The 13,572-nt window shown below is 67.5% G+C and carries 9 protein-coding genes; 5 read left to right on the forward strand and 4 right to left on the reverse strand.

The window, feature by feature from the left end:
* From ACGFZA_RS07905 to ACGFZA_RS07925, 5 genes are read left to right on the forward strand one after another with little or no spacing between them, the layout of a single operon-like run.
* Positions 1–6,051: a peptidoglycan DD-metalloendopeptidase family protein gene (locus ACGFZA_RS07905; protein ID WP_393678075.1), complete on the forward strand. Its 6,051-nt coding sequence runs from the start codon at positions 1–3 to the stop codon at positions 6,049–6,051.
* 1 nt (position 6,052) lies between these two features.
* A complete protein-coding gene (locus ACGFZA_RS07910) occupies positions 6,053–6,994 on the forward strand; it encodes a phage distal tail protein (protein ID WP_393678077.1) in 942 nt (313 codons plus the stop codon).
* A gap of 12 nt (positions 6,995–7,006) precedes the next feature.
* Complete coding sequence (locus ACGFZA_RS07915; RefSeq protein ID WP_393678079.1) at positions 7,007–8,176, forward strand: siphovirus ReqiPepy6 Gp37-like family protein; 1,170 nt, start codon at positions 7,007–7,009, stop codon at positions 8,174–8,176.
* On the forward strand, positions 8,176–9,189 hold the full coding sequence (locus tag ACGFZA_RS07920) for a hypothetical protein (RefSeq protein ID WP_393678081.1): 1,014 nt from the start codon (positions 8,176–8,178) through the stop codon (positions 9,187–9,189). The genes ACGFZA_RS07915 and ACGFZA_RS07920 overlap by 1 nt, the downstream gene beginning before the upstream one ends.
* A 22-nt stretch (positions 9,190–9,211) precedes the next feature.
* Positions 9,212–10,987 carry a glycerophosphodiester phosphodiesterase gene (locus ACGFZA_RS07925; protein ID WP_393678083.1) on the forward strand — a complete coding sequence of 592 codons (1,776 nt, stop codon included), beginning with the start codon at positions 9,212–9,214 and terminating at the stop codon, positions 10,985–10,987.
* Positions 10,988–11,409: 422 nt separating this feature from the next.
* On the opposite strand, the gene ACGFZA_RS07930 is transcribed toward ACGFZA_RS07925, so the two are convergent.
* From ACGFZA_RS07930 to ACGFZA_RS07945, 4 genes are all read right to left on the reverse strand, one after another.
* A complete protein-coding gene (locus ACGFZA_RS07930) occupies positions 11,410–11,802 on the reverse strand; it encodes a hypothetical protein (RefSeq protein ID WP_393678085.1) in 393 nt (130 codons plus the stop codon).
* A gap of 278 nt (positions 11,803–12,080) precedes the next feature.
* On the reverse strand, positions 12,081–12,236 hold the full coding sequence (locus tag ACGFZA_RS07935) for a hypothetical protein (protein WP_393678087.1): 156 nt from the start codon (positions 12,234–12,236) through the stop codon (positions 12,081–12,083).
* The gene (locus tag ACGFZA_RS07940) at positions 12,229–12,735 is read right to left on the reverse strand and encodes a DUF6085 family protein (RefSeq protein WP_393678089.1); all 507 of its coding nucleotides are present in this window, start codon (positions 12,733–12,735) and stop codon (positions 12,229–12,231) included. Before ACGFZA_RS07940 ends, ACGFZA_RS07935 begins: the two co-directional genes overlap by 8 nt.
* Positions 12,728–13,417, reverse strand: a complete 690-nt coding sequence (locus ACGFZA_RS07945) for a hypothetical protein (RefSeq protein ID WP_393678091.1) — start codon at positions 13,415–13,417, stop codon at positions 12,728–12,730. Before ACGFZA_RS07945 ends, ACGFZA_RS07940 begins: the two co-directional genes overlap by 8 nt.
* Positions 13,418–13,572: the final 155 nt, after the last annotated feature.

The raw sequence follows: 13,572 nt of genomic DNA on the forward strand, positions 1-13,572 counted from the left end.
ATGGCCGAGCCGACCGTCGTCGGATCCACCCGGGTGAGCCTCATCCCGGACACGTCCAGTTTTGGCGACCGGCTCCGGATTGAGCTGCCCTCCGCCATCCGCCAACCTGCGAAACTCGCTGGCCGGGTCGCGGGCGACGAAATCCTCGACGGCATCCAGCGGAAGCTTGCCGCAGCCACCCCGACTGTCCGAGTGGGCGTTGACCTCAAGGCGGCGCTCGCCACAGCGCAACTCGACAAGCTCACGAAAGCCCGCACGGTCCAGATCGCAGCTCACCTGGACGACAAGGCAGCCACCACCGCCCTGGTCCGCCTGACCCGTGACCGCACGGTCAAGGTCACCGCCTCCCTTGATGACGTCGCCGCCCGGACCGCGCTGGGGAAGCTGACCGGCCAGCGAACCGTGAAGGTCACTGCAAGCCTCGACGAGGCGGCGGCGAAAGCGGCGCTCGGCAAACTGACCGGCGACCGCACCGTGAAGGTCAAGGCGGAGGTCGACGACACAGCGGCCAAGGCCAAGCTCGCCGGGTTCGGCCAGACCACCGTCGACGTCATCGCCAAAATCCAGGACGCCGCGTACAAGCGCGTCGAGAAGGCCCTCGCCAAGCTCACCGCAGACCGCACCGTACTGATCAGGACCACAGCTGACACCCGAGTTGCCGCGGACGAAATCCGTAACCTGGCCCGCCAGCAGCGCGTTCGCATCGGTGTCGACGTCGACACCCGGGTCGCAGCTGCAGACATCGCCAACCTGACCCGGCGCCGTACCGTCGGGGTCACAGCCCGTGCAGACACGGCCGGTGCGACCACGTCCCTTGCCGTCCTGACCCGGGACCGCACCACGAATGTGCGCGTCCGAACCGCCGGCCTGACCGCCCTGACGGGGCTGCTCGGCTCTCTCGGGTCAGGAAGCGGCGGCGCCAGCGGCGGCCTGGGCATGCTGTCCGGCCGCATCGGTATGGTCGGAGCCTCCGCTTTGCTGGCGTTGCCGCAGATGGCGTCGCTGGGGGCGGCCATTGCCCAGATGGCTCCGCTCGCGGCTGTGGCAGCCCCGGCCGTCCTCTCTCTCGCAGCCGTGTTCGGTGCGATCAAACTGGGCGCCTCCGGTGTTGGGGATGCGATCAAGGCCGCGTTCGCCGACACGTCCGGCGAGGCGAAGGCGGCAGCGACTGCCACGAAACAGGTGGAGTCGGCACAGCGCGGCCTTGCGAACGCCCAGCGCGGGGTCACCGACGCCGAACGCAACCTGTCCCAGGCACAGCGTGCGGCCAGGCAGGCGCAGGGCGAACTGTCCGCAGCCCGCCGGCAGGCGATCCGCGACCTGGAGGACATGAACCAGCGGCTCCGCCAAGGATCCCTGGATCAAAAGCAGGCTGCCCTTGATGTTGAGCAGGCCGAGCTGGACCTGCAGAACGTGCGTACCGACCCGGCCGCCACCCAGTTGCAAATCCAGCAGGCCGATCTTGCCCTGCAGCGGGCGAAAGCCTCAGCGGAGGAGCAGGGCCGCCAGCAGAAGCGCCTCCAGGTCGACACGGCTGCAGCGAACAAGGCCGGGGTGTCCGGGTCGGATGCGGTGGTGCAGGCGCAGGAGCGGATCCGGGCAGCGAACGAGCAGGTTGCCCAGCAGGAGCGCGGCCTCGCCGACGCGCACCGGGCCGTAGCCGATGCTGCCCGCGCAGTCGCAGACGCCCAGTCGAACGCTGCGACACAGACATCGAAGCTCGACACCGCCCTGGCCAAACTCAGCCCCAACGCCCGCGGGTTCGTAGCCGTCCTGCAGTCGATGGCCCCGGCCTGGCAGGCGATGAAGCTTGACGTGCAGGACGCACTGTTCGCCGGGGTGGGGGCGCGCCTTCAGGACGTTGGCCAGCGGATCCTTCCCACCGTGCGGAACGGCCTGGTCGGCACGGCGAGCGAGCTCAGCACGATGGGGAAGAACGCCCTCACCGCCGTGGAAAACCTGCAGAAGACGGGGCAGCTGAAGGGCACGTTCGACGTCATCCGGAACGGCCTGGGGAACCTCAACCGAATCCCGGGCCAGATCGTCACCGGCCTGTCCCAGCTCACCGTGGCAGCTGGCCCGGTATGGGATCGCATTACCGCCGGCGCCGGGTCCGCCATGGACAAGGTCATGGACAAACTGTCCGCGGGCCTGGAGAACGGCCACCTAGAGGACGCCATCAGTACGGCCCTCGATGTGGCCGTGCAGTTTGGGAAAGTCCTCGCCGACGTGTTCGGCATCCTGAAGAACGTCATGGAGGCGGCGGCTGGCGCCGGCGGTGACTTCTTCGGGGTGGTCGGCAAGGCTCTCGCGGAGATCCGCCGCATCACCGCCCTCCCTGAAGTTCAGGCTGCGCTGACGAGCATTTTCACTGCCGTGCAGGCGATTGCGTCGCTGATCGCGGGAACGCTCGGCTCAGTCATCCAGGCCGTGCTGCCGCTCCTCGCGGCACTGTCCCCAACGATCACCGTCCTCGCGAACACGCTCGGCCCCGTACTGGCGCAACTTGTGGCCAGCCTGGGCCAGGCACTCATGCCGATCATCACAGCGCTGCTGCCCATCATCAGCGTGCTGGGGCAGGGCATCCTCGACATCGTCACGGCGCTCGTGCCTGTTCTGGAACCGATTGGGCAGGTCATCGGGGCCATCGTTGCCGCGCTCGGGCCCGTCATCAACACGGTCGTCGACGTCATCGTCCAGGTCGTCGCCGCACTCGCCGGACCGCTGGCAACGATCATCAGCGGGCTGATACCCGTCGTCACTCTCCTCGCCGACCTGATCGGGGAGACGCTCACCGCCCTCATGCCAGCACTGACCCCGATCATCGGGATCGTCGCCCTGCTGGCACAGTCCCTCGGCACCGTCGTCGTGTCCGTACTTCAGGCACTGATCCCGGCGCTGCAGCCGTTGATCCCCGTGATCGTGCTGATCGCCCAGATCTTCAGCCAGCTCGTCGTCGCGATCCTGACCCCGCTGATGCCCATCATCACCCTGCTCGCCCAGGTCTTCGGCCAGGTACTCGTCATCGCGATCCAGGCACTGGCCCCAATTTTGAAGATCGTCGCCGACATTTTCATGCAGCTGCTGCCTCTTCTGACACCGCTGATGCCGATCATCGGTCTGCTTGTGGGCGCCCTGGGTCAGCTCCTGACGCCGCTCCTCGGTCTGCTGACGATGGCGCTGCGCCCGCTGCTCGCCGTCATCGGGTTCGTTGCCGGGCTGCTTGTGAAGGGGCTCGGTGCAGCGCTGAGCTTCATCATCCCGATCGTCGTGAGGGTGCTGGGCTGGGTGGGGCAGCTCGCTACCGTCATCACGAAGATCGTCACGAAGATCGTCGGAGCGTTCAAGTGGCTGTTCGATGTCCTCCTCGGCCACTCGATCATCCCTGACATCGTGCGTGGTGCGATCAAGTGGTTCACCGACCTGAAGGACAAGGCCCTCAGAATCTTCGTGTGGATCAAGGACGGGATCCGCGACAAATGGGATGAGCTCTGGGGCAACGTCAAGGAGACCGCGTCCGCCGCCTGGGGCATTGTCAAGAAGGGCTTCGATACCTTCGCAGGCGGCCTCAAGACCGCATTCGAGGGCCTGAAGAAGGGCATCGGCAAAGTCTGGGACGGGCTGAAAGCCCTGGTCAAGGCCCCGATCAAGTTCTGGATCGAAACGGTCTACAACAACGGCATCGTCAAGGTGTGGAACAAAACCGCAGGGAAAATCCCTGGCGTCCCCGACCTCAAGACGATGAGCCTCCCCAAGGGCTTCGCCCGCGGCGGCGTCCTCCCCGGCTACAGCACCTACCGGCAGGGCGACGACCAGCTCGTACCCATGCGCCGCGGCGAAGGTGTCTACGTCTCCGAAGCGATGCGCGACCCCTACGAGCGGGCACGCCTCCACGCCGTCAACCAGGCCGCCATGCAGGGCCGTTCGCTGCGCCAGTTCCGCGGATTCTCAGAGGGCGGCATACTCGGCGGCATCACCGACGCCGTCGGCTCCGCACTCTCCAAGGGAGCCGACGTCGTCCGCGGCGGCCTCGCCGACCTCGCCGAAACGGCCTTCAAGCCGATCAAGACCGGCATCACTAAGGTCCTCGGCAGCGACAAGACCACCTACGGCGGCATGATCGGCCAAGCCCCGATCGGGCTCATCGACAAGGCCATCGACTACATCCGCGGCAAGGACCTCCCCCCGGAGGCAACCGGCCAGTGGATGAAACCGGTCAACGTCGGCTACGGCACCCCGTTCGGCAAGGCCGGGCTCATGTGGTCCAGCGGCCGGCACACCGGGCTCGACTTCCCGGCGAAGACCGGCACCCCGGTGCACGCCGTCGACAACGGCGAGGTCGCATCCGTCTCCACCGGCGGCCCCTACGGCAAGCACGTCACGATCTCCCACGGTGGCGGCCTGTCGTCCCTGTACGCCCACATGTCCGCGATGGTCGCCAAGGCCGGGCACAGCATCAAGCGCGGCGCCCGCGTCGGATCCGTCGGCGCGACCGGCAACGTCACCGGACCGCACCTCCACCTAGAAGCCCGCATCGACGGCAAGCCCGTCGACCCGATGCGCTACCTCGAAGGCGGCACCGGCGGAGACGCCGGCTCGGGCGTGGAACGATTCCGGGGTGTAGTCACCCAGGCGCTCGGTCAGGTCGGGCAGTCCCTCGCCCTGGTCAACACGACGCTCAGGCGGATGAACCAGGAGTCCGGCGGCAACCCGCGCGCTGTCAACCGCAACGACATCAACTGGATCAACGGCACGCCCAGCGTCGGGCTGATGCAGGTCATCGAGCCCACGTTCAACGCCTACGCAGGGAAGTACAAGAAGACCGGACCCAAGCTCTACGGGGTCAGCGTCGACCCCATGGCGAACATCTACGCCTCCATGCGCTACGCCCTGTCCAGGTATGGGTCGCTCTCCGCGGCGTACAGCCGGATCGGCGGGTACGCCCAGGGCGGCATCGTCGGCGGTGGTGTACAGATCCACAACGGGCTGCTGCCCCGAACCACCGGGTACGCAACCGGCGGGGTCATCAAGGTCGGCGGGAAGAGTATCGACACCGGCCCACTCAAGGCCGCCATCGGCGCCGACTTCCTCACTCAGCTCACGGGCACATCGGCAGCCATCAATACAGCAATGACCAAGGTGGCCACCGCACTGAAGAACGCCTTCAAGGGCGTCAAGACCACACTCGACGACAAACTCATCCGAGTGGTCACCGCGCAGAACAAGGCGCTGCAGCGGCTGGCCGGTGAACGCGACAAGATCCGGGCGAAGATCACCGAAGCGACCACGTTCGCCGCCGACACCACGAAAAGCGGCGCCAGCTTCGCCGCCCTCACCAGCCTCCCCAACTCCGGCCTGCCCTTCGGCGCCGACGGCATCCTCGCAGGGCTCAAGGTACGACTCGGGCAGCTCAAGACGTTCTCCACGAACATCGCCGCCCTCGCCAAACGCGGCCTGTCCAAAGATCTCATCGGGCAGATCATTGCCGCCGGCCCCGACCAGGGCGCACCGTATGCGGCTGCCCTCGTCGCAGCCACCGACAAGCAGCTCAAGGACATCAACGCCACCCAGACACAGATCGGCAAGGCGTCCACGGCCTACGGGCAGAACGCCGCGGACGCCATGTACGACGTCGGCGCCCAGTCCGGAAAGGGCTACCTCGCCGGACTGAAGGCGCAGGAATCATCGATCGTCAAAGCGGTCGCGGGGCTGGCAAAGAAGGTCCAGACGACCATCAAGGTCGAGCTGAAAATCAAGTCGCCGTCACGGGTCCTCGACGCGCTGGGCCGGTTCACCGGGCTGGGCTTCGCGCGCGGGGTCCGCGCCACGATCCCACAGGCCGCCGAGGCTGCCGCATCAATGGCCCGAGTGGTCCGCTCCACTACCGCGGCCACCGTCGCCCGCACGGAGACGAGGACGGTCAATAACACGTCCGGGGACCGGGTCCTCAACTACAACGCCCTCGTCCGCGAGGTGGCACCGCGCCGCAGCATCCTCGACGCCCTCGACGCCGAAGAAATGCTTCACCGACCCGTGATGAGCGGAGCCTGATATGCCCATCCTCGTCACACCGACGACTGTCCCCGGTGAGCCTCAGCCCCCGTGGGAGTGGCCGCCCCGCCTTGTCGAGATGCCGACTGTGGCGTTCACCGACCCGGGCGGCCGGGTCACGACGCTGACCGACTGGGAGAACGGATGGGTCGTCCAGCCCGGCAGCAAGGGGCTGGACATGCCGGGATACGCGATCACACAGGACGAGTCCCCGGGCATTGACGGGTACGAGGTGCGGCAGGTCCGCGCCCAGGGGAAGACCATCTCCATTCCGATCGCGTTCTGGGCGAATGACAGCCGCGCCGCCTACCTGGCCCGCCGCCGCAGCCTGATCCGGTCGCTCAACCCCAAGCGCGGCCCTGGCACCCTTACGCTCACCCAGCCTGACGGGGCGGCCCGCACTATTGGTGTCCGTTACAGCGACGGCTTGGAGGGGGACGAGTCCCTCGATGCGGCCGGCGCCCGTTGGTGCATCAGCGTGCTGACCTTCTCCGCTCCGTCGCCGTACTGGCTGGGGGACGCGGTCACGCAGGAGTGGGCGACCGCGGCCGGCGGGGACTTCTTCCCGTTCCTGCCGCTCACTGTTGGCGACTCGCAGGTGCTGGGCGAGGTGACTGTCGACAACGACGGCGACGACGACGCCTTCCCTGTCTGGACGATCACCGGGCCTGCCACGGCGGTCACTCTCACCAACGAGACGAGCGGGCAAACCCTTGTCCTGACCCGCACCATCACCGGATCGGACGAGATCGTCATCGACACGCGGGAGCGCCGCCAGACCGCCCTCCTCAACGGGGTCACAAACCTGTGGCCGAACCTGTCCACCGACTCGTCGCTGTGGCCGCTGGAGGTCGACACGAACCAGTTGTCGCTGACCGTCGCAGGGTCCACGTCCGCGACGCAGGTCTCCATGACGTACCAGCCCCGATACCTCGCCGCCTGAGAGGAGGCCTCCGTGACCGACACCGTGCTCCGCGTCTATGTGCGCGACGCCACCCTCGCCCGCGTCGGGCAGGTCGACGACTACACGTCGCTGACCGTCATCCCCCGGTACAACGCAATCGGCGCGTACACCATGGAGATCAGCGCCGACTCCGCGAAGGCCGACCTCCTTGTGGAGGGGAACGGGCTGATCATCCGTACCGCGGCAGGAGACCTTGTTGACTCCGGGCCGATCCGTACCGTCGACTGGTCCCGGTCCGAGTCCGATGGCGGCGCCGGCAAGCTCACCGTCACCGGAGTCAGCGACACCGCCCTCCTGGCCCAGTACACGTGCTGGCCCAACCCGGCCGCCGCGATCGGATCCCAAGCCTCCGCCGTCTACAAGATCAGCGCGGTGAAGGCGGAGACCGCGATGCGCGCACTCGTCAACGCCAACGCCGGACCCGGCGCCCTCACCGGCCGGAAGAACCCGCTGCTCACCCTGGCCGCTGACGGCGGCCGCGGTCCCACGATCACCCGGCAGGTCAACCAGTTCGACTCGCTCCTCACAGTCCTCACGGACATAGCTGACGCGGCCGGACTCGGTATCCGTGTCATCCAGGTCGGAACCGGGCTGCAGTTCCAGGTGTACGCGCCCACCGATCGGTCCGGCATCGCCCGCTTCTCATTCGGGCTCGGCAACCTCACCGACGCCTCATACACCACCACACCACCCAGCTGCACCCGCGCCCTCGTCGTCGCTGGAGGCCAGTCGACCCCGCGGGTCTGCAAGACCTACGACCGCACCGACCCGTTGTTCCCCAGCCTGGTCATCGAGCAGTTCGTTGACCTCACCTCGGTCGACACCGCGTCGGTGGACCTGACCGCACAGATGGACCAGGCCGCCGAGGAGGCGCTGACCTCCGGAGCGGGGAAGGGCTCGCTGTCGATGTCGCCAATCGATATCCCGCTGCTGCGGTACGGGCGCGACTACACAGTCGGCGACACCGTGTCAGCCCAGGTCCGCACAGCGTGGATGACGGACGTCGTCCGCGAAGTGACGCTCACCTGCACCCTCGACGGCACCACCGTCAAGGCCGCGGTCGGCACAGACAGCGGTGACGGGGCTGTTGCCCGCATCTACCAGCTCATCGCCCAGGTCAAGCGCGACGTGGGCAGGCTCAAGACAAGGAAGGCCGCCTGATGGCAGAGTTCTCGGCGCCGTTCGACGGCAGCCCCATCGCCACCCAATCCCAGTGGTCCCGCATGGCCCGCCGCTGGGGCATCGACGGAATCCACGGCGACGGCCCGGCAAGCACCGCCCTCAAGGTCACCGGAAACGGAACCGGCAACGTCAGCCTGGCCGTGGGCGAGGCCTTCGTGAACGGGTTCTACTACAGCAACGACACAGCCAAAAACCTGGCCGTCACCGCGAACGCCGGCTCGGTTGCCCGCGTCGACATGGTCGTGCTGCGCGCCAGCATGAGCAGCAAAACCGTCCGAGCCTTCTACCGAACCGGCGGCACGAGCGCCCCCACCCTGGCATCCGACGAGGGCGGCGACTACGAAATCCCCGTGGCCCAGTGCACGGTGGCCCCGGGCACGTCCGTAGTCGCCGTCGCGGGCGTTCAGGATGTCCGCTGGTTCACCGGCCGGGGTGCGGCACCGGGAGTACCGGGCGCCCGCCGGCCCAGCATCAAAGGTCAGCTGCTCGTCGAGGGAACCAGTTTGCTTCTGGGTGACGGCGCGGACTGGAAATGGCTCGCCACCGGGGGCGTCGAGGAGGGCACATACGCGCCCGTCTGGACGTGCGGCAGCAGCACCGTCAACTGGGGCTCGGGGTCCACGAATACCGCTCGATACCAGGTGCGGGGCCGACTCGTTGACGTGGCCATACATCTCGTCCCGGCCGGGAACCCGCCGGGCTACGCCGACCCCCTCCAGGTCACCCTTCCGCCCGGCTACCCCTGCACCTCGCTCACCCGCTCGATTTTCACCTGGCACCTGTCCAGCAGTAATGGGGAGGGTTCCGTTCAGGGCGTCGGCTTGACCTACCCCACAGAATCGACGTCCCGAATCGCCCGCATCCGATACCCGATGCAAAACGGGTCCACTAGCGCAGGCGCCCCCAGCAGCCAGGACCTGTCGACCAACACGCCGTTCAACATCCGCACCGACGACGTTTTCACCCTCACCGGCACCTACTGGACCGCCTGAACAGGCCTGAAAGGAACATCGCATGCGGCACCTCTTCGGCGGCTCCACCAGCGACTACGCCATGGAAAGAGTCGGCAACCAGCTCCTCCTGCGCCCCGGCGCCACTGGCACCGTCTGGGACTCCGTCACCGGCGGAACCCAGCTGACCGACCTGATCGACATCAGTGGCAGCCCCATATCGTCTGTGGCTGCGGCCATCGACGGGGCCGTCACCTTCTACGGCCCTGATGGGGTCACCGCGTGTTTCGTCGATTTCGGGTACGGGCGCCGCTACGTCATGGTGCCGGCCGACGTTGTGGCCTCGTTCGCCGGGCAGCTTGATGAGCTGGTGGCGGGGGCGGCGGATGACGCGAGCGCGAAGGCGACCAGCGCGAAGGAACTGGCGATCAGTGCCGCCGCGTCCAGCGCTGCAGGGCTCTACCTGCCGAACGCGATCACGACCGTTGACCACTATTTTCAGGGCGTAACCGCCCTGCTCCCACGCTACTTCGCTCACCGCGGCGGGGGCATGGTGCGCCCGGAGCACACCCTGGCCGGCTACCGGGCGAGCGCGGCACAGGGCTTCCCCCTGGAAATCTCAGTGAACGTCGACGCGTCCGGTGAGCTGTGGTGCATCCACGACGCGACGATGGACCGCACCACGAACCGGACCGGGAACGTCAACACGTTCACGACGGAGGAGATCGGGCAGCAAGTCCTGACCGTCAGCAAGCCCATGCTGGGGGCTGGCTGGGCGGAGCAGCCACTGGTGCCACTGAGGCAGGTGCTGGACGAGTTCCTCGGCAAAGTCATCATCCTGCTGGAGGCCAAGGGCAACGACGCCGTCGTCCCCCTGGAAAACCTCCTCGACACGTACTACCCGCACGCCCCGAACTCCGTCGTCTGGAAAGCCCACATCGGGACGGCATCGCTGCCGTGGGCGAAGTCGCGCGGCTACCGCACCTGGGTCTACCTGGACGTGGGCACCACCGACGCCACCATGGACGGCAAGGACAGCATGGTCGACTACTGGGGCGTCCAGACCACGTTCACTGACCTGCGGGTGCAACAAGTCGTAGCCCGCGGCAAGCCGGTGTTCGCCTGGCCCGTCTACCGCCGCTCTCAGGCCGCGCGCCTGACAGGGTTCGGTGTCGTCGGCATCATGTCGTCCGACCCCCGGTACGTGTCGTCTGCCCTCCCGCAGCGCACCGCATCCCGCTGGGATTTGCAGGTCAAGGAGTCCGGCGGCACCCCGACGATCGACTACGACAGCACCTACGCCCTCGTGTTCGCCCCGGCCCCCGACGTCGGCTGGGTCAGCATCGCCTCCGTCCCCAACCAGTCCTACGGGGTGGGCACCTACTGCCCCATCCAGGCGGGGGCAGGCGGGTACCGGATCGTGTTCGACATGAAGTACAAGGTTCTGCCGGCCTCGACGCTCCACGGCGGCTTCTACTTCGGCAAGGTCGCCGACGACGCCTACCGGTTCGGCACGTCAAACGCGACCGGCGGCTACCACATGGTGCTGCGGGCATCCGGCGACATGCAGCTGTACCGGCACACGGCGGGGTCGACGACAGGCACCCAGATTGGGTCGACGATTGCAACAGCCGCCCCGGTCGCGGACACCGCCATGTCGTTCCAGATCAACGTGACGCCGACCACTGTCGAACTGAAACGAACCGACAGCACAGGCTGGACCACGGGGGCCATCGCGGACACCACATACCGCGGGGGCTACTGCGGCCTGTCGAACGGGTCCGTGACCGATGTGACGACCCGCCCGTACTGGCGGAACCTCGTCATCACCCAGCTCTGATGCCGGCGCTTGTACCCGGCACCCCCGCACCTGGCGCAGTCTCGGGTCTCGTGGCTGCCGACGCAGGGTGGATGGCCCAGGTGTCCGCCCCGCTCGGCACAGACACGTCCGAAGCCCCACCGGGCGGTGCCGTCATCGGGTGGGTTCTCGTCGCGGACGCCGAAGCTGCTGGCGGGGCCCGGGTGGAGCCGGTGTTCCTGGCTGCTGGCAGGGCATGGACGCCGGACCAGTACCGGGCCGTCTATGGGCAGCAGCTCAGCGTCCGCGTCGGGCGAGGGTAGCGGCGGCCCGCGCCATCAGTTCGGCGGCGCGGGCTTTCACCGCTGACACTACGGCGCTGGCCGCCGACGCGGTGGCACGTAGCCCTGAAACGGCGGCACAGTACCCGGCGCGCACTGCTTCCTCCCACGGACTGCGGGTCCTCATGGCGTCTCCTGATGTTCGCGGCCGGCGAGGCTCGCGTGCACGTGGATGACCCCGCCCGGGACGACCTGCGGAGCGGGACCGCAGAGGCAGTCGGGGGCGAAGTCATGGACGATGCCGTCGTCGAACGGTACGGCGTGCACCACGTCATCCGCTGTCTGCTTGGTCAGCCACGGTGAGGGCTCGTCGCTATTGGCGGCCGTCAGGGCTCTGCGTACCGCTGCCAAGTTGCTAGCGACGGTGTCCGCGAAGCTGAGCGCTTCAGCATCGGCGAGCATCTCGTGGGCGCGGATGATGGTGGCCAGCTCGGGCCAGTCCGGGATACGCCAGTACCTGCCGCACAGTTCGACGCGCTGGCACCGAATCCCTCGGAGCTGATCTGGGCGTGTCACGTGGCGAACCTTCGGGTCGCGGGGGCGCCGGTCGTTGTCCCGGCACCAAGATTCGAAGTCCCGAACGGTCTCCGCAACAACGTGCACGGGGCGCAGGTCAGGGTCCATTTGGTCCGCGAGTCGCCGAAGTACGGTCGCCTTCTCCGAGGCTGCGCCTGCTTGGTTCCGGCAGTCGCGGGCGAACTCGCGGCAGTACGGGACCGCGATTTGGTACGCCCTTGCTGGACCCTCCTGGCGTATCAGCCGTTCCACGAACTCCTCGAACGTCCGCTCAAAGCTCACGACGCGCCCCCGGCACCTGTGATGAGGACGGTCTTCGTCAGCTCCAGGGCCTGCTGCTCCGTGAACCCGGCGTCCACGTAGGACTGGTACAGCTCGTGGACCTGGGCGGCAGCGGCGGCGAGCACGGTCATCGGATCGGACGGCTCAGGCATCGGGGGACTCCTCGGTGCTGATGGAGGGCGCAGCGGTCACGTCCAGTTGGATGCGTGCAGTGCCGACCACGGGCGGCTCGGATGCCGACGGCGTGAGGGCGTAGTCGTCGCTGTCCAGCCCCCTATTCAGCGCCTCCGGTATCCGGCGGCCGAGAGCAGCGAGGGCGTCTCCTGCACGACCGGGCGCGGGAGGGAATGACGAGAATGCCTCACGGAAGGGCTCGGCTTGGTCTTTCTTAATGCCGGCAAGGAACTTGGCGTCGGCTGCGAGCTGGGCCTCGCTGTGGCGAGGCTCATGGGCTTCAAGGGCCCGGAGGATCAAGCGCGTACCGAAGTCGCCACGGAAGAGGCGGAGAACCCCGTCCTCCAATCCGTGCAGCAGCTCGTCGGCGGCCGACGGCTCGGGGCATTCGATGCGGGAGCAGGTGACGTGCCCGCCCTCACCGAGGAACAAGCTGGCACCGCCACAGGCAGGGCAACGGCCCTGAACGTCAGGCATGCGGGGTCTCCTCGTCCCCGGCGGGCTTGTCCCGCCACCACCAGACGTCACTGCTGAGCAAGTCGACCTTGACCTCGTCGCGGTCCCAGCCGTCTTCCTCGCCCTTGTCGATGCTGGAGATGTGGGCCGGAAACTCTGCTACGCCGACAGGCTTGAGCATCACGCAGCCCTGCGACAAGACACTCGCGCTGGACACGACGGCTGGAGTGCGCTGGTAGTAGACCCGGCGGCCAGCAAGCTGCTCAGCGACCGATGTTGCGTCGCGCCAGTTGATGGCGTCGTGCCCCTGGAGCAGCAGAGCTATGCGCCGAACCTCCAGGAGTTGATCGAGCGGGGAGCGGTGCAGGAAGCCCTCCCATACCTGCTGGCGGGCGAGAGCGAGAGTCCATGTCCCCTCGGCGCGGATCTCGTCCCGACCTTTCCAGTCGTTGACCTCGCGGCGGTTGGTCGTGTGGAACTCGATGTCGACCTGGATGCGATGCCCGTCGAACTGGGACCAGTGGGTGCCGTTGCCGGAGACGTCGACCCATTGCCGCTGGTTCTCGCGGTTGCGCCGGTCGGCCAGGCCGAAGGTCTCGCGCGCGAGGACGGACTGGCCGTTGCGGGGCGGTGCGATTTCTACGAAATGGGGGCGGCCATCGAGGTGCAGGCCGTCGGGGACGTAGCCGTCGTTGCGGTCCATAGGTACTCCCGTGCGGGTGGGTGCGGGTTGGGCGGCTGGCCTAGACCCGCACGGCCAGGCCAGCCGCAGGGGCCGCGACGCGGTGAAGCAACGACCCGAGGGGAGCATAACCCCTAACACCTGGGAATCGTAGGCATACTCGACCCTAGAGCCTA

The sequence above is a fragment of the Streptomyces sp. NPDC048211 genome, assembly GCF_043202315.1.
Classification (GTDB): domain Bacteria; phylum Actinomycetota; class Actinomycetes; order Streptomycetales; family Streptomycetaceae; genus Streptomyces.

Bases quoted from the DNA above. Each gene is read 5' to 3' on its own strand.
- ACGFZA_RS07905 (WP_393678075.1), top strand. From the start codon at position 1: ATGGCCGAGCCGACCGTCGTCGGATCCACCCGGGTGAGCCTCATCCCG.
- ACGFZA_RS07910 (WP_393678077.1), top strand. From the start codon at position 6,053: ATGCCCATCCTCGTCACACCGACGACTGTCCCCGGTGAGCCTCAGCCC.
- ACGFZA_RS07920 (WP_393678081.1), top strand. From the start codon at position 8,176: ATGGCAGAGTTCTCGGCGCCGTTCGACGGCAGCCCCATCGCCACCCAA.
- ACGFZA_RS07925 (WP_393678083.1), top strand. From the start codon at position 9,212: ATGCGGCACCTCTTCGGCGGCTCCACCAGCGACTACGCCATGGAAAGA.
- ACGFZA_RS07935 (WP_393678087.1), bottom strand. From the start codon at position 12,236: ATGCCTGAGCCGTCCGATCCGATGACCGTGCTCGCCGCCGCTGCCGCC.
- ACGFZA_RS07940 (WP_393678089.1), bottom strand. From the start codon at position 12,735: ATGCCTGACGTTCAGGGCCGTTGCCCTGCCTGTGGCGGTGCCAGCTTG.
- ACGFZA_RS07945 (WP_393678091.1), bottom strand. From the start codon at position 13,417: ATGGACCGCAACGACGGCTACGTCCCCGACGGCCTGCACCTCGATGGC.